Here is a 22,856-nt window from a genome sequence, read left to right as displayed (position 1 = left end):
ATATGGAATGTAAACTATTATTTAGAGAGGGTTTGATCAATGTCAGCACTACTGGTGTTTCTGGGGTTGCTACTGATTCTTCTGTCAATTGTTTTTTTAATACTAACCATTAATCCAAAACGTATGGTTCAACCAATCATTAAAAATAAGTTTACGGTAAAACGTCTACATACGATCTTGTCTTCGTTAGGATGTTTTATTCTGGCTCTTATACTGCTAATCATCGGGGCGGTAACCTCCCCGGACTTTGGTAAAGAGTTAGAAGCGCAACAGGAACAAGATCAAGAAAAAGAGAAAAAAGAAGAAGAAGCCAAGAAATTAGCTGAGCAAAAAAAATTAGAGGAAGAGAAAAAGCGTCTTGAAGAAGAAAAGAGAAAAAAAGAAGCTTTAGCAAAAGAAGAGGCTGAGAAACAAGCTGCCGAGGAAAGGAAAAAACAAGAAGAGGTTGCAAAAGCTAAAACAGATCAACAAACATCATCATCTTCCTCGTCGTCTGGTAATTCATCTTCTGCCAGCAGTAAACCTCCTTATAAAGGAACTGATGTTACATGCAGTGATTTTTCGACTAGCGAAGAAGCAACTGCATACATGAAGGCGTATAATGTAACCAAGCTGGACCGTGATAAAAATGGGGTAGCCTGTGAGTCTCTAAAATAATGTTTTAGCGATCTGACAAAACGAATAGGTTCAGACTGTAGAAAACCACTTCTGAAACTGTGTCCAGAAGTGGTTTTCCGAATTCTCCAAAATTTAATTTTTGCTCGGACAATTGGCATTTCTCTGTCCGGGGTTGCTATTCTAAAAAATTTGTAACAAAATAATAGTTATGACAGAATTAATCTTATTATTTGTATAATATGAATTGTGTATTCATATTATTCTTCGACACTATAAAAGGAGTAGATCTTCATTGGCTTTTTTGTTAGAAAGGGAAATTGAGGCGAAAAAAAAGAAACTAAATGATATCTTTTCTGACTTCTGGTTTCTTGTTCCGGAATACCAGCGGTCCTATGTTTGGGGAAATGATCAAGTAAAGGATTTGCTCGACGATTTGTGGTTTGCCAGTGAAAACAATCCTACGAAGGAATATTTTCTTGGATCGCTCGTATTAAGAAATATGCATAACGATTATTATAAAGAATATGAAATCCTGGACGGTCAACAACGTTTAACTACATTGCTTCTATTAATGGCAGTGTTGAGAGATACAGCTACTAATCATTTGTTAAAGGACTCATGTAAAAAGTGTATTTATCAAGATGCAAACCCCTACTCGGGTATTCCGTCAAGAGTTAGAATCATCTATAAAATTCGTGATCAGGTTGAAGATTTTATTCAAAAGTATATTCAAGAGGAAAAGGGTTTAGATAACAAGACAGGATTACAAGAGGAAGCACGGATTGGAAGCGTTTCCACCCAAAATATGGTGAGTGCCATATTTGCTATAAAAGATTTCTTTAGCGATAAAACACAACAGCAAATTAGCCAATTCGCTCAATTTTTATTCCAAAAAGTCGTTCTGATCTATGTTTCTACGGATAATCGTGAAGATGCATTCAGGCTCTTTACGATCTTAAACAATCGAGGAGTTCCATTATCCAGTGCAGATATCCTAAAATCGATGAATATTGGAGAAATAGATGAAAAAGAAAATGAAAAGTATGCCAGAGTCTGGGAAGAGATTGAAAGCGACCTGGGAGAGGATTTTGATCGTTTCCTTTCTTTTGTTCGAACCGTTTTGGTTAAAGAAAAACAGCGTGTAAACTTGCTTGAGGAGTATGAAGAGAATATTTATAAGAAGAAGTTGTTAGAGGTAGGGAAGCCTACTATTGACCTGATTAAAAAGTATAAATCCCATTATGATGATTTGATAAAATTGGAAAGAAACGATTTAACGAATGATTATCGAAATCTTGTTACTATCATGCAGATCGGGTTACCCTCCGAAGATTGGATTCCGCCGTTACTGTTATTTTATGAAAAGTTCGGGATAGGGACATTAGACGAATTTGTAAAAAAGTTAGAATACAAATTCACAAGTGATTGGTTGTTACAGTATTCTCCTACTCAAAGAATTGAAAATATGAATAGGATATTAAAAGCAATCGAAAAAGCCAGCTATGAGTTGGAAATATTGAATCAGGGCATCTTATTTCAAGTTGACCAAGCCTCATTAAGAAATGTGCTAAACGGAGATATATACGGGCGAAAATTTGCTCGTTATATCCTGTTAAAATATGAATACCTAAAGTCTCTCCAAACTGTGCACTTGTCAAATTACAAACACATTAGTGTCGAACATGTGTTGCCTCAAAATCCGAAGGTTGACAGTAAATGGGTAGAAACCTTTCCGGAAAAAGAAAGGAAATTTTGGGTTCATAAATTGGCCAATTTAGTTTTGATCAATAAGATTAAAAACTCTTCCCTTAGTAACCTGGATTTCTCTGAAAAAAAAGAGCGCTACTTAAAAAAGCGGATTGATGTTTTTGTTGGATGCAAGGTTTTTATTTATCAGGCTAATAATTGGACCCCGGGTGTATTAAAAGAACGACAAATTGAAATGGTTGATACACTTGTTAATAATTTATGCTAGCCTTGGCGTCCACTGTAAAATACAATTTCCAAAAGTGCAGATGAAAAAAGGCGGACAAACGGGCAATCCGCCTTTTTTCATATCTTAAACTTCCTCGATTAGTCCCTCTATAGATTCTTGGTTACCAAAGGTGCTTACTATTAAAAAACCTTTTCTTTCATATATGGGAACGGCCAAAGATGAATACCATCACAGATGAAAAGGATTGAAAAGAGTAATGCTCCGGTTAACTAATGCAACAATAGAGGAAATTGCAGCAAAAATATTGAATGAAGACATTGAAATATCATTGAGTAAGGACAATATAATGACAATTAGAGGAGTCAGGATTATTACGAAATGCTTGAATTAGTTAACACAATTGACTAGAAAAACTTTCTGAATTTCTATAAACTCAATTTAGGTAATTTATCTCTCGATATAAACCCTGATAGGTGAAATTAAAAACTCCCTTGACTTACCTACGATATCTCCCTAGATGTTCATTGCTTCATCATCGTTAATAGGCTTATGTTTACGTATTCATATTTTATCTTAATAGTAAAAAAGTGTAGTACGTTGATCAAACTTATATCCAAAAATGGAGGGATTATATGTGAATGAAAATATTCTAAATCACTATAATAGACTTGCGTCAAATTATGATCAGTTTTGGGCTTATTCAAATGAGTTTGTCAGTTTTATTTCCAAAAATATAATCAGATATTTAAATCTCAAGGAAGATGATAGATTAGTTGATTTGGGATGTGGAACTGGGATTTATTCTAAAGAGATATTAAGACAAATGAAGTTGAAACATAAGATTTTATGTGTAGATATATCGGAAAAGATGTTGCTTGAACTCCATAGCGAAAAAGGCATAACCACTATAAACCATGATGCAATTGAGTTCACTCAAAAGTCGTATAAATACAACAAAGTTTTTATTAAAGAGATGATTCACCATATATCTTCAAAGGATAAAAGCATATTATTTGATAAGTTATATGACTGTCTAGATCATAATGGCACATTACTTATTATTATGTTGCCGCCCACTATAGACTACCCTCTTTTCAAAGATGCATTGAAATTATACCAAAAGTTACAACCTCATTATAATGAAATAGCAAATGGTTTAGAAACAGCGGGCTTTAAAGTGAATATCGACTTTGTAGAGTATCCGCTTTCAATAAATAAAGGAACATATATACAAATGGTTAAGGAACGCTATATGTCGCTTCTATCAAATTTTAGCGATGAAGAAATTCAAAAGGGTGTTATTGAAATAATGGATAAGTATAAAGAAGAAACCGATTTAAAGTTCAATGATAGGTTTGTTTTTATTAGTGGTTTAAAAGAATAGGGAGTGTTTTTATGAGCCTGCACAAAACATTAGAAGAAATATGCAAAGAATTGATTCTATACAAAAATATGGAAGAATATTTGGGGCAGGATTTTGAAAGACCTATCAAATCTTTGCAAGATGGGTATCCGGAAAACACAGCAAACTTAATAGGTAAAATATTAGAGTCCCTATTAAAACGTATTTGGATAAATAATAAAGTTAAGGGAGACCCGGGAAACAAAACCTTGAATGACTTAATAAAAGTGTGTTCATCGTATATTCAAAGCCGTGAAGTCTACGATTATATGATTGATATTCAACGAGTAAGAAATCGGGCCTCTCATCATGGTGGAGAGGTAAGTGAAAGCGATGCAATTGAATCGATCCGTAAATTATTAAAGATTCTTGAGTGGTTTCAAAGCATTAATGCCCACACCATAGCTGATAAACAGTCCATTTTAGACCCCGATATTCAAAATAAAGTGGCATTTATTATAGAATTTTATGGTGTACTGAAGTATAAAGAAAAAAATTGTTATGAAATATCCTCTAAAACAGCTTATCTTCTTTTTGTCCGTAATATAGGAAATAAATATGATTATGTTGAGGTTTTTATATCCAAAAGTTTATCTGAGTTAGTAGAGATTTTTACAATGAAAAAGCACGGTTTGTTCAAGACTGTTTATCCTAAGAAAACCAGATATATTATTACGGATAAAGAATATCAACTTGAAGACATAAAGCACAGCATTGGAGATTCGAAGATATCATCTTTTGAATCTTTTTTGGGACATTTTCTAAACTACAATAATTATTATCAGGCTGTAATGTCAAAATTAAGCTCATTAAAAAGTTATCAACAGATTCTAAAGGTAAGCGGCCAATTACTTATGTATGATTTGATCAAACAAGACTATGTAATTGAAGAAACAAGTAATGTAAACAAATTGATTGATAAGGTAACTGATAACGATTTTGGTAATTTATTTATTATCTCAAATGCTGGCGGCGGAAAAACAAATATTTGTAAAACTATTCTCGAAAAGGTTAGACAGGTTAAGAGAGACTCATATGTATTATACTTTGACCTTGGGCTTATGAAGCGTGGAGAAACGATAGAAAGTTTCATTACAAGGCAACTTCGTGGATATTTAAAGCTTAATGATACTGAGATTTTTGATGTTGTGTATTTCTTAAATAAATCAGGATATATCATTACTTTACTAGATGGATTAGATGAATTGTTTGGTGAAATAAGATTGGATGAGATACTCGATATTTTCGGTGAAATATCGAAATTGTTTTCGGAAACATCCAGAATTATTATTACTTCACGGATCTCTTTCTTTATGTCCTCCAGGTATATAAGAGAATTGCTTAATAAAAACGCTATAGTATCGGACAAAGTTAAATTTGGGTTGACTTCCGTTGGAATTGATCCACTGCAGCTACCCAATTTCAGAGTGCTAAAACTAGAAGAGATAAAGTTAAACAGTAAAGAATGTTCTTTAAAGCACAATCAAATAGCCAGAGAGTTATTAAAAAAACATAATACACAGGTTAGTTGTACTCCATTGGAGTATTTTTTCATTGACAATCTCACCAAAAGCGAAGCTATAGAAGCTTATAATGTTGACAACAACTCATTCAATAGTGCAGAACTAATCTATAACTACATTAGAGGAGAGTTTTTGAAAGCAAATGACCTTTTACTAATGAACAATTTTATCAGCTATTTTTATGAATGTTTCCAAGAAAATAAAACTTTGATTAATTTGATTGAATTATTTGCTGTATTCGGCGACAGGCTTTTTCCGGATCAAATTATTACTTTTGATAATATGAAACTAAAAACGTTTTTCAAATATATTGACCCAACTCATATTAAATTTAATCATAAGTGTTTTTATGAATTCTTTTTTGCCATGGGCTTTCTTAAAACAGGGAAATTAGATAGAGAGGTACAAAGAATCACAAGCAAAATAAGAGATTATATTTTTGAGATCTCAACTAAACCAGAAAAATTCAATCTCAAATTGGATAAGAATTATAGACAGTGTATCGTTCCGAAAGGATATTATCTAGTAGGCGATTATGATAAAGTTTTGATTAAATATAATAACAAAGATATTTTGTTTGATGAAGAAAGTGTTACGGTGGAACAGTATTTACAATTTTTAGATGAAATTAAGGGGAAAGATTTAACTGAATTTGAACATCCCCTTCAACCAAAAGATTGGGATCATCATCCTGACTACCAAAAGTTAAAAATAAAGGATTACTACAGTAATGATCGGTATTTAAAATATCCAGCAATATGTATTAGCTTTTTTAGTGCTTATGCATATGCTAAATTTTACGGAAAACGTTTACCAACATCGTTTGAGTGGGAATGTGCTTCAAGAGGCAAGTACGGCAGCTTATTTAGCTGGGGAGATCATTTTGATTTAACAATTGCAAATGCGGCTGATTACTGGGCAAAAAAAGTTATAGTTGATTATGAAGAATGGAAGCAATTAGTTGATTCAAATGAAATACATGTAGGTCATCCTTTGCCGTCGGAAAACTTTATTAAAAATGTTTCTCCCTTTGGAATTAAAAACACATGCGGCAATATATGGGAATTAAGTTCAACTATTGATGAAACTTCCAATTATGTTGTTTTGTGTGGTGGAAGTTACGATAACCCTTTTCGGGCTATTAAATCATCCTCAAAAGGAATTTATACATTAGATCGTGTAAGTAATGCAATAGGGTTTAGATGTTGTAAGGATTTAGGGTAGGGGGGAATAATGAATGTCTACTAATCCATATTTGTACGGAGAAGTTACCCACCGTACTCAAGATAATAAAGGATCTGCTTATATAATTAAAGATAATGAGGGTAAAGAATTTTTTTGTCGGTATTTAGATATTCTAACGGAAGGATTTAGACAACTTTATATTGGAGACAAGGTAAGATTTATTCCTGCTGAAAAAGATGGAAAGCTTTATGCAACGTATATTGTTAAGCTCTCTGATATCGAATTTGATGAAGATTTTATTTATAAATAGAATGTAAGCTTGCAAAAAGTAGTTATACTTGATGATATTACATCTATGGGGAAATTCAAAAATCGTCCTTACACGAATAGTTTTTTATGAAGGAAAGGTTTAACATTATATCGTTTTAGTTCACTATCTTTGTCATTCAGAAACAGTAGACTTTTATTATAGAGACCACTTTTTTCATTTTAAAGCATGTTGATTAGCGATGGTTTGGAATTTGCTTGACATAGAAGTGGAATGAAATCCGATCAATTATAAATTCATGGTTCATAGCATATGTAAGCCAGCACATCGCATCACTTTCGCCACTGCTTAGTTATGGGAACGGTTAATGGGGCGTTAATATACCGGAAGGGTTTGATCCGGATATACTGAAAGTCGTACAAGTGAAGAGATATAAAATAAAAAGCCGGGTTTTCTTCTATCATTGGCTGAAAAACCGGCTTAGTTCTTATGAGTTTTGCCCCGTTTATTAAAAAATGGATCAAAGTAAAGTAGTTTGTGGTTTAACTACAGTTCCAAGGTTTATAGGCATGCGGGATTTCGCAAATAGTACTTTTCTCTGCTGTTTTTTTCCTTGATATTCTCCAAGTTTTGGCCTACCTACGACCCGAACGGCCTCGTTTCTTGTTTTTGGAATTGAAATCGACATCAATGTCGTCATCATCATCGCGAACATTTGATTCGGATTCTTTGGCCTGTTGTTCTTGTCGCTGTTGTTCCTCTGCTTGCCGGCGTGCTTCTTCCTGCATTTGGTTGTCTGCGGGATTGAAGGTTTTGGCGTAGGTAGGATATTTCCATAAGCCTTTTGTAAATGTCAATCATAAAGTTGACCACCGTGCTCATCAAAAAATTGACCACCTTGGCAAAGAAGTAGCCACCCGACGGGTGGATAATTTTTTCATGATCACGACCGTTGCATACTTTGTTTAAAGCGGTAGCTCTCACCGTTCATCGCAAAGATATGGGCTCGATGAGTAAGCCGATCAACAAGAGCGGCTGTCATTTGCTCATCTTTGAAGACTTGAGTCCAGTTAGAAAAATCCAAGTTACTTGTAATGATCATACTACCTCTCTCATAACGGGAGGCACAGAATTGGAACAAGAGCTCCGCTCCTGCTTTACTTAGGGGGACAAACCCCACCTCATCAAGAATGATGAGATTGGCTTTAAGCCATTGTTTTTCCAATTGAAGCAAGCGCTTTTCCGTTTGTGCTTCCATCAACTCATTAGAAATCTTAGCCGCCGTCCAAAATTGGACGGTATAACCATGCTTGCAGGCTTCCATCCCTAAGGCAATAGACAAGTGTGTTTTGCCAGTACCAGAGTTCCCAATAAACAGGATGTTCTCTGCCTTCTGGATGAACTCACAACGAGCAAGCTGTAGAAGCTTGGGTTTGTTCAAGACGGGAAGAGCGGCAAAGTCGTATTGGTCTAGAGACTTTTGCATCGGGAACTTTGCAGATTTGATCCTGCTCGCGATTTGATTTTCCTCCCGCTGCATGACCTCTTGTTCGAGAAGAGCCAAAAGGAAATCTTCGTAAGGGATCTGCCTTTCAGCTGCATCTTTGGCCATCTCCTTGTAAAGCTTCTTTACCGTTGGCAAACGGAGGCGTTTTGCCAACGACTCCAGTAACAGGGAAGTACTCAATGAACCACACTCCTTTTTGGATGTAAAACGTCGTACTGCTTCAAATTAGGTGCTTTAACACGGACCACAGGGACGTGGCTGTTTGAATCGAACGTCAGCTGTGGCATACGATGTTCAGGCAATGTTCGTTGGAACAACAATTGCCTCACGGCATCGTATTGAAACATCCCCTTTTGCTGAGCTTCCTTCAATGTATCTTCTACCAATGAAGGTTCAAACTCTCGGTGTAACAGGAGTCCTCAGACAAATTCTTTCATCCCTCCAGGACGACGCTTGCACTGTTCTTGAAATTGCAGATAAATCAGAGGCAGCTTCGCTTGTTGCAAGGGCCTGGCAAAAGCAACAGCGCCGGGTCGAATGAGGAGTAGATCTAAATAATGATCGTAGTTCAACCTCTCCTTCCCTCTCTCAAAGCATCGCTCATGCGTAGCAATGAGCTCGCTTTTAGAGTAAATTTCAATCCGTTCTGCAAAGACTTTACAGATCAGTGGGGATGAAGCATAGGAAACGGGAACAGAGTATGCATTTTGCTCAAAAGTGACCATGGAAAGGGAGTTGCTTTTTACATGCAGAGATCGATAACATTCCAGTGGGTAAGGCGGTAAAGGCAGCATATTCTCTTTATCTTTCTGAAACGCTTCCCTTACGGTCAGCTTTGAACGTGGCACAAGAGTGGTCTCATAAGAGATGCATTTGTCCAAGAGCAACTGATTGAGTTCATCTAAAGACGACACGGAAGGCATCGGGGTAAAGAATTGTTGCTTGGACATCTTTACAAGGTTCTCTACTTGTCCCTTCTGGTTTCCCTTAGCCGGGTCGCAAAAGTAGCTGTCGAAAAGATAGTGAGAGCGTAACTGAATAAAGCGGTCTTGTTCTTCTCGGTTTTTTCCTTCCAAGATCTTTTTTACAGCCGTTTTGAGATTGTCATACGTGATCGTTCGGGGTACGGCTCCAAAGAATTCAAAAGCATCAACATGCCCTTGGAGAAGTGCTTCTTGCTTCTGGTGAAAGAATGTTTTGATAAATATTTTGCGGCTGAATGTACAGCGCATACAAAAAACTTGGACTTTAACTTGCTTCCCTTGAAGCAAGATTTCTACCTCACCCCAGTCAAACTGAGCATACTTCCCTGGCGGGAATTCGAGGGGAACGAAAGCTTTTGAAGGAGTGGTTTTCAACTCTCTCACGTAACGGCGAATCGTCGATTCGCCGCCAGTGAATCCGTACTCTTCTACGAGTCTCTGATAGATTCGTTTAGCGGTGTGGCGCTGCTTCGGCGGGGCTTGCTCATCTTGGCGCAGCCATTCCAAGATGATGTGTTTGACTGAGTCAATGACCGGTTTAGGTTTGGGCCTGGACAGTTTGTACTCTGGTATTTATGTTGAACTCAGTGCCTTTCGGATAACTTGACGTGAATAGCCAGTCTCTCTTGAAATTTGGCGAATCGATTTCCCTAGCACATAATGTTGTTTCCTGATAAACTCATAGTTAGCCATCTGAAGCATTTCCTTTCCTCCTGTATCTATTAGTCTGACAACTTTTAAGATACAGGAAAGGGGTCTTCAGGTGGTCAACTTTTTTTTGAGCGTTGTACCACTAAGTGGTCAATAATTAGATTAGCATTTACACCTTTTTTTGCTTTTTGGGCGGATTGTTGATTTTCCAGGTACTCGGGTACACGGATGGGGTCATACTTTCCTTCTTTATGGAGCACGGCATATCCGTTTTCGATCAGTTCTTCTCCGTAAGTATCTTTAATAAATGCAATATGACCGATATATTCCCCTTTTTTGATTCGATAGACAGGATAAAATCTGATCGCCTGGCCTTTATACTTTTGGGCAAATTTCAACACTTCTTTTCCCAGAGGCTGGTCTGATTCAGGAACTTTGACCAATGGAATATGTACGAGGATGGATTCTTTGGTTTCGAGATAAATCTTCAATTTGAGTGGGGAGACTGCTTCTTCAATGGTTCCTGAATAAAATTCAAAGATAGCAGAGCTTTGGTCCATATTTTTGGGATAGTCCGTTTTCTCCAGTTTCTGATCTTTACTGGGTTCCGGCGGGTCGGATAAGGCCGCTATGACAGATAAAACAGCAAAAGCGGCGATGCCCCACCATACTTTCTTTTTCAACGTGTTTCCTCCTGCAAATGTATGTCGATATATATTTATTCGAGAAGAGAGTTCAGTTTATAGACCTCATAGAACTATTTTATAAAAACCCTATTTCATTTTTGGCATTTTTCAGTATTTATAAGTTGGACCAGAAAAATACAGAAGCTAGAAATAAAGAAGCTTTAAAAGGCTATCCGCCTAAAGATGGATATGATCGTGTTTAATGGCCGTCGACATTTGCGAAGAGGGCGGAACCGGCGCTTATGTTGATTATATGAAGAGCGACAAGAATGAAAAGGCCGAGAAGTGGCTTCAAAAAGAGTTAAGCAAGTATCCGAATGGTACGCGTCTTTTCTTTCATATAGGGACGGCCAAAGATAAATACCATCACAGATGAAAAGGATCGAAAAGAGTAATGCTACGGCTCATATGGCGGGGAGTGAAAATATTTCCTGAATTTCAATAAAATTGCCACAAAATTGTGCGCTTTCACGAATGATAAGATGTAGATTCTTAAATGTTATAAAAGGAGGACATCAAATGAATAAACGCAAATGGACTGGAGCTGTTTTATCCGCCATGATGGTTATATCCATGCTGGTTTTTCCCGGTTTTTCTTCTGCTCAAGGCAACATCAACCTGGATGGACAACGAAAGAGAGCCAAACAGATCAAAACGAAGCAGATGCTGCAACACTTCGCTTCGAAGAGAGAAAAACAAAGGCGAGACGCTGTTCATTCGAAAAGTGGTGCATCCCTATTGGATGTGAATGAAGTTGATTTTTCCGATAAGATCGATTCTTATCACTGGCATGTATATCATCTCACCGTATCTGAAGCCGGGACCATCCAAGTTAATTCAAACGGTACTCCATCAAAGGTGATGTATGATATTTTCCCATGGAATCCGGAAGATGAAAAAGTATATCATCATGGGGATACGCTTCCAGCTGGTGAGTATGATTTCGTAGTACAGTATAACGACATTGAGTTCGATCCAACCGAAACCGATTTTAATTATGATTTTACAGTAAACGGCGTTCAAATGACTGTGGATAATAACGTCCCAACCGTTGAAACGACTAGTCCTGCTACACATAATGTACATCTTGCTAAAGGGACGACATCTGTTACATTTGCAGGTTCTGTCAGTGGGGCTAATAATGCCGGTATATCTATGGGAAGTCAAGGTAAAGGGGTTATTGAGGTCAGTACCTCAGCACCTTACTCGAAAGATATCCCTGTTCAAGCAGGATATAACTTTGCTACTCTAACGGCTTCGGAATGGTCATCTAACATGGCGATTGAATTTTTCAAAATCAAGGTGTCAGGTATGAAGCGGATCGCTGGTGCCGATCGTTATGAAGTTTCTGCTAACATCAGTCGACTCCTCCAGGACACTTATCCTTTTCCAACCGATACGGTTGTCATTGCTCGGGGTGATCTCTATACCGATGCCCTTTCAGGAGGTGCGTTAGCAAGCTTTTACGGCGCTCCTATTCTCTTGACTGGAACGAATGCTCTTCCAGAAAAGATAAAACAAGAAATTGAAGTGATGATGTATTCTCATGCGATCATTTTGGGTGGGACAGGCTCTGTTTCTACTAATGTAGAGAATCAATTAAAAGCCATGGGTTTGACAACAGAACGTTATGATGGAGCAAACCGTTTTGCTGTATCTGCTAAAATTGCGGGTAAGATTAGCAAAGTAACCGGAACGGATACAGCCTTTATCGCAAGTGGTTTAAACTTCCCCGATGCTCTTTCCGCTTCCAGCCCATCCGGACAAATGATGATGCCCATCTTACTGGTATCCAAAGATTATGTACCTGCAGAAATTGATGCTTTTATCAAGTCTCACCCAAATGTAAAACAGTTTATTATTGTGGGTGGACCCGGGACAGTTTCAGATGCAGTAGCAACTAAAATAGCTTCTTACAGCCATGTAGGAAAAGACAATGTATATCGTGTAGGTGGAGCCAACCGCTTCGAAGTAGGAGTAAACCTAGTTGACTTCTTCGGATTGACTTATCAACAATATGGTTTCATGGACCCTCACACGCTTGTGTTTGCAAACGGTTTAGACTTCCCCGATGCTCTTTCGGGTGGACCATTGGCAGCTAAACTGTATGCACCTATTATGCTCAGCTATCCAACTAGGCTGGATGGAAAAGTGAACGAGTTCTTAAACGCGAACGAAAATGAAGTGATATATATCCTGGGTGGTACAGGATCTGTTTCCACTACTGTGGAGCAACAGTTGAACGCGAAAATTCAGTAAGAGTAAATTTCCTTTATGATCGAAACCTGCCCGAATTTTGGGCAGGTTTTTTGTTGGATATTGGTTATTAGTCCATTCTTGATCGGGTGTGAGGACATTGGAGGTGTTGAGATGATAAACCACGATAACTAAGAGGAGTTCCGTGATACCGAGATTTATGATTCCGTGAACGATTTGAACGAAATGGAGAGTAAGTTTTATTGTGATCTCGCTCACCAATATGGTAGCCCCGTTTTAGACATTGCGTGCGGAACGGGGAGGATGACAATACCTTTGGCTGAACGAGGATATGATATGACAGGTTTTGATATTACTCCGGAAATGTTGGAAGCCGCAAAACAAAAAGCCTTAGATCGAGGTGTTTCGGTCCATTGGATTCAAGCTGATATGAGACAACTTGAACTGGGGCGCAAGTACATGCCATCCAGTTCTTTCAGATACAAGTCCAGCAGAGCATCTTATACTTCACCATAATTGCCAATAAAAGAGAGAGAAAAATCTATCTCGTGAAATTTCTTTTCCCCGGAATGAACCAATTGAATGAGATCACGGGTTACCCGTAACATAGTTCCTTTTCGGTTATTCCTCCTCATAACGTTTTTTCAGTTTACTTATATGTGTTTCTACGATCTTCGGATAAATGGATCTAACTCCTTCCAGCCTCTTATCTGATAGATCTCGTCGATGAATCGCTGTAGTTCGCTTAATTGCATACTTATCTCCTCCTGGGTAAGTTAGATTCTTCTGATCTATAATTATATAGATATTGGAGGAAAGGAGATACCAGCATGAAAAGAATATGTGTGTTTGCCGGTTCCAATCCCGGAAACTATCCGGAGTTTGCAAGCGGAGCGGCTCAACTTGGTGAAGAACTGGTTCAAAATGGATTTGAATTGGTATACGGTGGTTCGCAAGTTGGGCTGATGGGCGTGCTGGCCAATACTGTTTTAGAGGGAAACGGAACGGCGATTGGAGTCATGCCGAAAGGCCTGTTTCGCGGCGAGGTGGTACACCGGGGTCTTACCCGGCTGATTGAGGTAAAAGATATGCATGCGCGAAAGGCTAAAATGGGCGAGTTAGCAGATGCATTCATTGCTTTGCCGGGGAGGATACGGCACGTTGGAGGAGATTTTTGAGGCAGTAAGCTGGGGGCAGCTTGGCATACACCATAAGCCTGTTGGACTGCTGAATATAAACGGTTTTTATGAACCTTTGCAAGAAATGGTAGACCGGGCGATCGAGGCAGGATTTATTCCTTCCGTACAGCGGGAACTGATTATTTGTGAAAGTGATCCAATTACCTTGATTGAAAAGCTGAAAATCTACCAACCACCCGCAAAAGTCAATAAATGGAGCGAACTGGAGGGAAAATGAACGTACAAGTACTTTGCAATCGATCACTGTTTATAAAGCAGATGAGTGTAAGATCCCCCGGATGATGGTGTGCGAACGAATTTGCCAGGAAGCCTTATCACCTCAGTAAAAGAAAAGAATAGCAGGGAGTAACGGAAATCTCGTTATCTCCTGCTATTCGTGATTATACACAGTTGGATTTTTGAGCTACTTAAAAGATCATTAGACTATTTAAAGCATGAACTGTGCGGGCAGGTTAATTTTTCAAAGAGGGGTATGAATGTCAAACAAAAAGTTGCATGATCGGATACTCATTCTTTCAGTTTTTTTCAAGTAAAGTCTCTATTTCTTCCAGCTCTTTTTCATTTTTCCAACCGCTGATCCAGATATCTCCGCTTTCTCCGCCGTGAATGGACAACAGCAGACTTCCTTTTTGATATCGGTATTTTGGGTCTTCCATGGGCCAGCCGTATGTGGTTGGCAGACGTTTAAAGCCTGGCAGATCCTTTCCTGACCAATGATCACTCGTATCCCACAATGTTTCCTCTTTCCTTAGCAACGCATGATCAAAAGTAACTGCGAGGAAAAAATCAGAAAAATGTTTTTGCGCAATCATCCATGTATTACTTTCATAGTGAAGAGGAACCAACACCGGTGGATCGTCCGAACCATTCAATATGACCTCCCACCAGCAAACCCCTTGATTCTCCACCATAAAGGTGATGGCAGGCTCCTGAAATAGCTCGCTGGAAAGTCCTTTTAGCTTTAAGTCTTCATCCTCCAAAAATTCTTCATGTCTTTCCAGACGAAGCTCTTCTATACGTAAAAGACGATCCTGATTCACTCCCAGAAACCACTCTTCAACCCCGGATAAGGAGAACAGCTCCCGTACTGCGGCAGGCAGACCACAGCCATGTTGTTTTTCAAACGTTTCAATCTTCCTTATTCTCTCTTTCGAGAATTCAGGTGTTAAACCCATCAGTTCCAGAGCTTTTCTATGATAACGTATTTCCAACTGGACCCCTCCCTTGATAACTGAAAAACACGAAGCACAGGATGATATAATTACCGGAGATACTTTTTCCAAAACTCTTGCTCCATCCTGGAGAGAAGCAGCTTCTTCAGTCCACGAAAATCCAAATACTCCTTATCTTCTACATTCCGGTCTACCCATTCGATGATGGAGTGCTCATAATGATCATTGGAATAATCAAAAAACATATCATAAAGATCCTCATATGTTTCTAAAAATGGTTGCACAAATCGAAGCGGGGGCGGCGTAGCAGTAGTGATTCTGAACTCCAGCAGTTCCTCCAAAACCCAGACACGATAGTCTAAATCCTCCGGGTTACAACCCGTTTCCTGTGCCTTCCTGATATCTTCATAAAGCTCGTCAAAGGTCATTCCCAGATACTGCATTCCAAGAATGGTCCAGTAAATCGAACCGGTGGATCTCCCGTGTGCTTCCCAGCGGCGATCCCAGAGGATTTTTTTAAAGCGCTCCCGTTCCTGTTCCCCATATAGGGATAATCCCAGGATGAGACCTCCATTACAATCGGGGGATGCCCATTTGGTTCCCCACTCGTACAGGATATCCGGTAAATCAGGATCGGGAACCCTGCATGCCAGTATTGGCAAAAACTCGGGAAAGAGATTTTTATCCTTATACTGTAAGATCTTCCGGCGGATCCTTTTTTCATATCCAGTACAAGGAAAATGAAGAAGCGCTAAACATTGATCCACATCCAGCTCATCCTCTTGCTCCAGGAGATGATAGAGAATGGATTCCACAGGCTTGTATCCAAGGTAAGCAAGGCAGTTAAATATATTTCCATAGTAACCTCTCCGTACCCGCTTCCCTTCCACGGCATGTTTAAACAGCCTCTGCGCTGTATGTAAATTTCCTATCTGTTGTATGACCTCCAGCAGTTCTATACCATACATGCCATCTGGTTTTTCCAGATACAAGTCCAGCAGAGCCTCTGCGTCTTCTACTTCCCCATAATTGCCAATAAAAGAGAGAGAAAAATCTATCTTGTGAAATTTCTTTTCCCCGGAATGAACCAATTGAATGAGATCACGGGTTACCTGTAACATAAGTCCTCCTGTAGTCAAATAGTAGACAAATATTATATACGATTATATGTTTTTTGAATAGCCGTTCCCCAGGGTCTGTGCCCGAACCAACTTCTTAACATATTTCTTTTTATTTGCGTTATCTTTCACATGTGTTGAATCAATAAAGATGACTTCTGGATTGACAAAACCATTGATCGATGGCTTCTTGTAAATTGCGATAAAAAATCACTTCAAATAGATCCGTGTCTTGAAAACGGCGAACATAATTTTTTCCGAACGTTGAAAAATGGAAAATTTTTTCTGTGAGCCCATAACAGAAATCAACGATAAGCCACATTGGTTTCAATTTCCTTAATGGTTTGCCTCATGTTTCCATATAAACATTGGATTAACGGCATTTTGAAGACCACCGGATCAACACTGGGGACGGTCATTATCAAGGCAATAATAGTCTTCAACAAGGTCATAGATAAAGTCAAAATCAATGCTGTCTTCAATCTTGCGGACCAATAGCATTAGATGATTTAGTGACTGGGGATCTCAAGTTGGTTTCGACCGATTTTCCCATGTTTGGATAACATAAAAAATCTCCCATTTATCATTTTCTATTAAATATGATTCGACAAAAAAAGCTTGTGTACTTGCTAAAAACAGACTTTGTCGACAAGCTGAGGCGACCCTTTGGGTCGTCCCAGACTGTAGAAAAAGTCCTCTTCTGATGAAAAAGAGGACTTTTTCTGTAGAAGCGATTGTAGAAGGTCAAAATTTTTTCGTTTAACATGTGTAATCTTGGGTATGGGTTTGTCAACAGCCTGCGCTATTTAAAGAATAGCGGTTTTGATAAAATGGATTTTTTCATTTATTCATTCTCTTATTTTTCTTCTTTTTCGGCCTGTTTTCGCAACTTCTTAGAACTGATCTTCTTCTCCGTGGACTTCCCTTCTTTTCCTTATCCGTTTGATTCTTATCCTGCAATTCAGGTTCCATATTTGATTCCAAACGATCTCCTGTTTTATTATTACCTATATGATTGCCCATATAAAAAGCTCCTTTCTTAAATGGTCCGGTTAATATTGCTATATGATTTTGGAGATCAAAACGTGTGGTTACTGTTATATCGCGCTCCCTTTTACAAGCGATGGTTCAATGTGTAGAGGAGACTCGCTTTGTTTTTAGAAAGAAAAGAAATAAGAGGTCTTTGTGGAAATCGCTTCGCTTTGAGCGTTACAGCTTGGATTCAAGAATAGCGGCAGCTCCCGCTACTCCCAGGATTAGAATGAAAGTAAAAGAAGCAGGTAAAAACCAATACAGTGCGACAATGAACAAGGATGACCAGATTCCGATGCACCAGTGGCAACTGAGAAGAAATCCGATTCGATAACGCCAACCAGATCCTTTGATATCGATTTGACGTCTTACCTGTCCGGAATCATCTTCTTCAAAGGTGACACTCAAAAAGGGTTCCCGGATAAAAGAAGCAATTTCATCAAACACAATCAAATGAGTTAGTCGAAAAGAAGCAAGTATAAGAATGATCAAGTGAAGCCATGAAATGTCAAACAATTTGATCACTCCAGTTTTAGAATGATAAAGAGATGCGGTTGTTCGCTGGAAATTGTAGTCCTTGTTCCTGAAAGGATACGATCCCTTCGATCGTTACTGTGCCTTCAGATTGTGGCTTTAAAACTGAAATCTGAAAAGCGTGAACCTCCATTTCCCCGGGCGGGATCTGAATGGACTGGATCGGACAAATCCAAAATTCTCCCCGTTCTTGCGCTTTTTTAAACCAATCCTCTTCCAAATACCTCCAACCTTTTGCTCCTTCAAAATCTTGAACACTGAGCGTTTCTGTCATATTGGGCGGGAGGATCTGTCCTCTCAGTTGAATGGTATCTGCAGGAGTTGAACGCAGACAGACGAGAGGATTGACTAAATTTTCCGTGCCCGTGTTTTTTATATACAAATTCCCCCATATTAAACACCTGTTATCATCAGTACCGGGCAGAAGCAGGGTATAGTCGAAAAATACCTCTGCCTTTAACTCTTTGCTTTCTATTAAGTATTTTTCTGCAGATACTGGGGATGGTCCCAGCCCGGCTTCTTGTGTGGCTGGTTTAGGATGAATGTTCGGTCGGGTTGTCATAAATATTTCGTGGATATCCGGCGGTAGAGAAGAAAGAATTGCCAACGGATATTTCTCATGAAAATATCGGAGAATGCCTGAAGCGAGGCCTATGGCGATAGGTTCCTGGTATTCCTGCCTGAGGAGTTCTTTTTGTGCTTCAGGGAGATGAATGTGAATATTGATAAAGCGATTGGAATCACGTTTATCTATACGTTTTTTCACTTTGTTATTGAATCCCATTCGAATCAATTCTTTTTGGATTGAATGAAGCAATCTTTTGTTCTGGTGGTTTGAATGGAGGACAAGGGTGCTCTGCGGATTGTTTATCGATTTTATACGACTGACCATACATTGAATGTATACATCTGCGTGATCCTGAGGAGCTGACGGACTTTGCTGCAATAATACCTCTGCTCCCATCGCAGCAAGAAAATGCTGAACTTGTGTCAGTATTTCGGTTTCATATTGTGCTGAATCAGATGATCGGGGTGCCCGGCTGCTGCCTGGTTCCAGATAAATTTTTTTTTCTGTGAGGTTTGCCTCCCATAATTCCATTTTCTTTTCTTCCGCATTCCACCGCGTTCGGATCCCATGTTGTTCGCATAGGAGTCGTAAGGCGGGAAGAGAAGGATACGGTATAACCCCTTTTTTCTCCTCATTCCAGTAAATTTGTACGTCCATTTGATTCCCCCCTCCATGAAATTCTTTGTGGGGCTCGTGTTCATTGTATGAAGCCTTTTCAAGAACGTGTTGGATGTGGAATGCCTATTTTGAAGTTTTATGCAAAAATGGGCTTTTGAGAGCTAACGGGAATTTCGATACTGCATAGAATGATCGTGCTATACCCATCTTGTTTAAAGTTATAGGCAGCAACCTCTTCTGAGAACAAGAAAAGAATGTACTCGTATTAAAAGATTATTGATTAGATCATCTTGGAAAAGAAAACAGATATTGCGGCTGAGCGCCCTTTTTTAATGAAAGAGGCACTTGAAGAGGTTGCAAAACTATCTATTTGTTTGTTTCAACACGGTTCTGTCGGTATTACAGAGTCTTTATCATCAATTCACAAAGAAAAAAACGCAGTAGTTAATACATCTATTTTAGTTATTTATATGAAAAAATAGGCTATTTTACCAAACGCTCTCACAAAAACTCCATAAAATGAATCATGAAATGCATCTTGTATCAAAAGGAGGATCATGAATGAAGAAAATTCAAGGTTCGCAGCTACCTTTACCGCCAAATAATGCCCAGGAAGAATGTATTCGCGTACAAAAAGTATACGATTGGGTTATCTTTGCCAATGTCGAACGGAATAAAGCACCAATTCCAGCTGAATGCCTTGAAGCAGTAGAAGCTGCTCTTCAAAACGGAGATGCCCTGCGCGTTGATGTCTCTTGCCCAGCGGGTACGGGCACATTTCCGCTTTTACCCAAGCCACAACCTGAGCCGGTACCGGGTCAGCCCAGTTGTCGGGTTGTACAACCAATCCGGCGGATCACTATTCCGAGCCCCGTAACGGGTACACCTGTTGAAGTAGCGATCGTGCGGATTTTGTTTCTCGTACCAGTAACGATTAGTATTTTCAATGAAACCGCCCCAACACCAACACAAATATGTCCGCCATTCGTAGTACCCGTCCGGTTTAGTGATGATGTGGTTCTCTGCCTGCCACAGCCGTTGAATGAAGAGAACATTTTATGTCGCATTACCGAAGTTAACTGTAGTGCGACAGGATTAATCTTTGACGGTGAAGTGGAAATCGAAGTGAGCATCTGTAAAGAAGTGCAAGTGGAAGCTGAGGTAAAACTGGAGGTTCTGGCCAAATTCTGCCAGCCGCGCGGACCTATCACACTGCCGGAACAGCCGCCGTTTGTATGCCCGCCGCGGGTTGACTTCCCGCCACAATGTGATTTCTTCCCGGTGCAAAACTGTGATTGCCAGGGTTCGGTACACGCCACCAACGAGAATCTGGCAGTTATCATTGGAACTGGTGCAATCCCCACTGATACCGGAACTGCACGCATCGATGCAGAAATTTGTCCGAACTGCAGCCTGGCAGGCAGCACACTCACCTTCCAATTTACTGATACACCTTCGGCACCGCCTTATGTGGAAGCTCCTGGAGACCAAAGTTTCACCTTTACGGCTACTCAATTTAATCAGCCCACCTGCCTGCTTCCTGCAGTAGGTAATCTGGTATTGACTGTTACAGGCCAGGGGATCGTGACATTCCCTAACGGAACACAACAGCCGACGACCTTCTCGCTGACATTGGTCGAAACACCTCTTGGACTTTCCGATACCTATATACTCACACTTACTGACTTCGCAGGCGCACAACTATTTGCTACGGTCCCAGGCGGCGTGCTTGTTCCGGATTCCACGCTTATCGTCCGTGACTGTCTGAGATTACCTTATCCAGTTTAAGCAATTTTGAATGAGTCAGGAGAAGACATCCTTCTCCTGTTTTTCTTTGCACATTTTTGGCCCAGCATCATATGTGTAGGATAAATGGCAATGTATTGGAGTGGAATTCTAAATGGCAGAGAAAAGGGGATCTGATCCAATTAGTGCCTACAAAAAAAATATTCAATATCTGAATAATATTATGAAAATATATGAAGCAAAAGAAATGAAATACAAAGAGTATTTAATGAAAATAAAAGAAAAAATAGAGGAATATGAGGAGGGCGAAAAAACATATCTAGAAATGATAAAGCAGCATCAAGACAGAAAAAACGAACTTGAACAAAAATTACAACAAAAGGAAAAAATTTTAAATAAATACAAAAAAAGGTCAACCTTAAAGAATGAAACGATCCATTTACTTCAAGAAAAGGAGTCGGAATGGAAAAAGTTGCTGCAACAGAAAGAGCACACCATCCAACACCTGAAAGCAAGGGATGTGAAGTATCAAAGTGAAGTAGAGCAATTGAAGGAAGAAATAAAAACGCTTCAAGAAAGGGAAAATCAAAAAAATCAAATGATCCAGGAACTGCGGAAGAAGGAAGAAGAATATCAACGGGTGATGAAAGAGAAAGATCAAACCCTAAAACAGCATCAATCCAGGGAAGCAGAGGGAGCTGAAGTCATCCGTTGTTTGCAAGAGAAAGAAGGGGAATTGCAAACATTATTGCAACAAAAAGAGCAGACGCTCAGGGAGCTTAGAATGAAAGAGACAGAGTATGAACAAGCATTGGAGCAGTTCAAGCACGAGTTGAAAACATTTAAGGAAAGAGAGGGTGAAAAGATTCAAATGACCCAGGAACTGCGGAAGAAGGAAGAGGAATATCAACGGGTGATGGAAGAGAAAGAACAGGTTTTAAAAGAGTATGCAGAAGAAATTCGCCGTATGAAAGAAAAAGAAAGGGAATCGCAAACATTATTGGAACAAAAAGAGCAGACGCTCAGGGAGCTTAGAATGAAAGAGACAGAGTATGAACAAGCATTGGAGCAGTTCAAGTACGAGTTGAAAACATTTAAGGAAAGAGAAAATCAAAAGGATCAGGTGATCTGGGAACTGCGGAAGAAGGAAGAGGAATATCAACGGATGATGGAAGAGAAAGACCAAGTCCTGAAACAATATCAAGAAGCGAATGTTGAAAAGAATGAATTGATTCGTCAGCTTCAGGAGAAGGGAAAGGAATTGGAGAAATTCCTGGAACAAAAAGAAAAAGTGATTCACCAACTTGCTGAGTATCAAAAAACTTTGAAAAAGAAAGAGGAAGAGATAAAAAAATATAAAGAAAAATCAAAAAATAATAAACAATCTTTGTTTAGCATCCTCAATGTGTGGAGACAAAAGGAAGAAACGCAAAGACAACCAGATCGGAACGACAGATATGATGAGGAAAAACATTTAGCTTATGAGAGACAGAGGAGCACCAGCCATCAATACTTTTCAAAAAATGCGGCTTTTCAGGATCCAAAACATCAGGTTTCGCAAAAAGAACAAGATCAGAATAATAGATATGATGAAGAAAAACAACCAGATCGGAACGACAGATATGATGAGGAAAAACATTTAGCTTATGAGAGACAGAGGAGCACTAACCATCAATACTTTTCAAAAAATGCGGCTTTTCAGGATCCAAAATATCAGGTTCCGCAAGCCCCAAGTGCAGATTCTAATCAATTATCCAGGTTTCTGCGAGAACACCAAGTTCCATATCACCCTTCTAAAAAAAGATGAATATATCTTCGCCCGTTTTTCATTATTTTACTAACCTTTCAGTAGGACAAAGAATAAGATAAAGATATCTCGTCTTACAAAGGAAG

20 protein-coding genes and 2 pseudogenes are annotated in these 22,856 nt (G+C 39.1%); 12 read left to right on the top strand and 10 right to left on the bottom strand.

All coding sequences use genetic code 11. The annotated features are described in order from the left end of the window. The first annotated feature begins 39 nt into the window (after positions 1-39). From I8U27_RS05390 to I8U27_RS05370, 5 genes are all read left to right on the top strand, one after another. Positions 40-657 (top strand): excalibur calcium-binding domain-containing protein, encoded by a 618-nt coding sequence (locus I8U27_RS05390; protein ID WP_181754646.1) that lies wholly within the window; start codon positions 40-42, stop codon positions 655-657. Between the two features lie 253 nt (positions 658-910). Continuing rightward, a complete protein-coding gene (locus I8U27_RS05385; protein WP_232345258.1) occupies positions 911-2,593 on the top strand; it encodes a DUF262 domain-containing protein in 1,683 nt (560 codons plus the stop codon). A gap of 595 nt (positions 2,594-3,188) precedes the next feature. Next, on the top strand, positions 3,189-3,938 hold the full coding sequence (locus I8U27_RS05380) for a class I SAM-dependent methyltransferase (protein WP_181754644.1): 750 nt from the start codon (positions 3,189-3,191) through the stop codon (positions 3,936-3,938). An 11-nt stretch (positions 3,939-3,949) separates the two neighbouring features. Further along, positions 3,950-6,703, top strand: a complete 2,754-nt coding sequence (locus I8U27_RS05375) for a formylglycine-generating enzyme family protein (protein WP_181754642.1) — start codon at positions 3,950-3,952, stop codon at positions 6,701-6,703. Between the two features lie 13 nt (positions 6,704-6,716). Then, the gene (locus tag I8U27_RS05370; protein ID WP_181754633.1) at positions 6,717-6,974 is read left to right on the top strand and encodes a S1 domain-containing protein; all 258 of its coding nucleotides are present in this window, start codon (positions 6,717-6,719) and stop codon (positions 6,972-6,974) included. A 593-nt stretch (positions 6,975-7,567) separates the two neighbouring features. On the opposite strand, the gene I8U27_RS05365 is transcribed toward I8U27_RS05370, so the two are convergent. The 4 genes from I8U27_RS05365 to I8U27_RS05345 form a co-directional block, all read right to left on the bottom strand. Next, positions 7,568-7,789 (bottom strand): hypothetical protein, encoded by a 222-nt coding sequence (locus tag I8U27_RS05365; RefSeq protein ID WP_181754630.1) that lies wholly within the window; start codon positions 7,787-7,789, stop codon positions 7,568-7,570. Positions 7,790-7,875: 86 nt separating this feature from the next. Beyond that, positions 7,876-8,619: an IS21-like element helper ATPase IstB gene (gene istB, locus I8U27_RS05360; RefSeq protein WP_198065850.1), complete on the bottom strand. Its 744-nt coding sequence runs from the start codon at positions 8,617-8,619 to the stop codon at positions 7,876-7,878. A gap of 239 nt (positions 8,620-8,858) precedes the next feature. Further along, the gene (istA, locus tag I8U27_RS20510) at positions 8,859-9,980 is read right to left on the bottom strand and encodes an IS21 family transposase (protein ID WP_258567820.1); all 1,122 of its coding nucleotides are present in this window, start codon (positions 9,978-9,980) and stop codon (positions 8,859-8,861) included. A 209-nt stretch (positions 9,981-10,189) separates the two neighbouring features. Then, positions 10,190-10,756, bottom strand: coding sequence for a thermonuclease family protein (locus tag I8U27_RS05345; RefSeq protein ID WP_181751586.1), 567 nt, complete (start codon positions 10,754-10,756; stop codon positions 10,190-10,192). A gap of 205 nt (positions 10,757-10,961) precedes the next feature. Between I8U27_RS05345 and I8U27_RS05340 the strand changes: the two genes are divergently transcribed. The 4 genes and pseudogenes from I8U27_RS05340 to I8U27_RS05325 all read left to right on the top strand — a co-directional run bounded on the left by I8U27_RS05340 (position 10,962) and on the right by I8U27_RS05325 (position 14,392). Next, on the top strand, positions 10,962-11,135 hold the full coding sequence (locus tag I8U27_RS05340) for a hypothetical protein (protein ID WP_181751585.1): 174 nt from the start codon (positions 10,962-10,964) through the stop codon (positions 11,133-11,135). Positions 11,136-11,278: 143 nt separating this feature from the next. Further along, positions 11,279-13,018, top strand: coding sequence for a cell wall-binding repeat-containing protein (locus I8U27_RS05335; RefSeq protein WP_181751584.1), 1,740 nt, complete (start codon positions 11,279-11,281; stop codon positions 13,016-13,018). Positions 13,019-13,201: 183 nt separating this feature from the next. Beyond that, the gene (locus I8U27_RS05330) at positions 13,202-13,492 is read left to right on the top strand and encodes a class I SAM-dependent methyltransferase (RefSeq protein WP_258567762.1); all 291 of its coding nucleotides are present in this window, start codon (positions 13,202-13,204) and stop codon (positions 13,490-13,492) included. 314 nt (positions 13,493-13,806) lie between these two features. After that, positions 13,807-14,392 (top strand): annotated as a pseudogene (locus I8U27_RS05325) (LOG family protein). A gap of 298 nt (positions 14,393-14,690) precedes the next feature. Here the strand turns inward: I8U27_RS05325 and I8U27_RS05320 are convergent. From I8U27_RS05320 to I8U27_RS05300, 6 genes and pseudogenes are all read right to left on the bottom strand, one after another. Then, complete coding sequence (locus I8U27_RS05320; protein WP_181751582.1) at positions 14,691-15,386, bottom strand: hypothetical protein; 696 nt, start codon at positions 15,384-15,386, stop codon at positions 14,691-14,693. 50 nt (positions 15,387-15,436) lie between these two features. Then, complete coding sequence (locus tag I8U27_RS05315; protein ID WP_181751581.1) at positions 15,437-16,468, bottom strand: hypothetical protein; 1,032 nt, start codon at positions 16,466-16,468, stop codon at positions 15,437-15,439. Positions 16,469-16,540: 72 nt separating this feature from the next. Continuing rightward, positions 16,541-17,031, bottom strand: a pseudogene (locus tag I8U27_RS20505) (transposase); the annotation flags it as partial. A gap of 274 nt (positions 17,032-17,305) precedes the next feature. Further along, positions 17,306-17,488 (bottom strand): hypothetical protein, encoded by a 183-nt coding sequence (locus I8U27_RS05310; RefSeq protein ID WP_181751580.1) that lies wholly within the window; start codon positions 17,486-17,488, stop codon positions 17,306-17,308. Positions 17,489-17,674: 186 nt separating this feature from the next. Beyond that, entirely contained in the window at positions 17,675-18,022 is a 348-nt protein-coding gene (locus I8U27_RS05305) for a DUF1360 domain-containing protein (protein WP_309506117.1), read from the bottom strand. 7 nt (positions 18,023-18,029) lie between these two features. After that, positions 18,030-19,256, bottom strand: a complete 1,227-nt coding sequence (locus I8U27_RS05300; protein ID WP_181751578.1) for a hypothetical protein — start codon at positions 19,254-19,256, stop codon at positions 18,030-18,032. A gap of 251 nt (positions 19,257-19,507) precedes the next feature. On the opposite strand from I8U27_RS05300, the gene I8U27_RS05295 reads away from it, so the two are divergent. From I8U27_RS05295 to I8U27_RS05285, 3 genes are all read left to right on the top strand, one after another. Further along, entirely contained in the window at positions 19,508-19,699 is a 192-nt protein-coding gene (locus I8U27_RS05295) for a hypothetical protein (RefSeq protein WP_181751577.1), read from the top strand. A 79-nt stretch (positions 19,700-19,778) separates the two neighbouring features. Beyond that, positions 19,779-21,005: a BMQ_0737 family morphogenetic spore coat protein gene (locus tag I8U27_RS05290; protein ID WP_181751576.1), complete on the top strand. Its 1,227-nt coding sequence runs from the start codon at positions 19,779-19,781 to the stop codon at positions 21,003-21,005. A 112-nt stretch (positions 21,006-21,117) separates the two neighbouring features. Continuing rightward, positions 21,118-22,770: a coiled-coil domain-containing protein gene (locus I8U27_RS05285; RefSeq protein WP_181751575.1), complete on the top strand. Its 1,653-nt coding sequence runs from the start codon at positions 21,118-21,120 to the stop codon at positions 22,768-22,770. Positions 22,771-22,856 lie beyond the last annotated feature (86 nt).

The organism is Paenactinomyces guangxiensis, from assembly GCF_016055185.1.
Taxonomy (GTDB): domain Bacteria; phylum Bacillota; class Bacilli; order Thermoactinomycetales; family Thermoactinomycetaceae; genus Paenactinomyces; species Paenactinomyces guangxiensis.
Note: the sequence above shows the minus strand (reverse complement) of the source record. Positions and strands in the feature narration are given on the sequence as shown.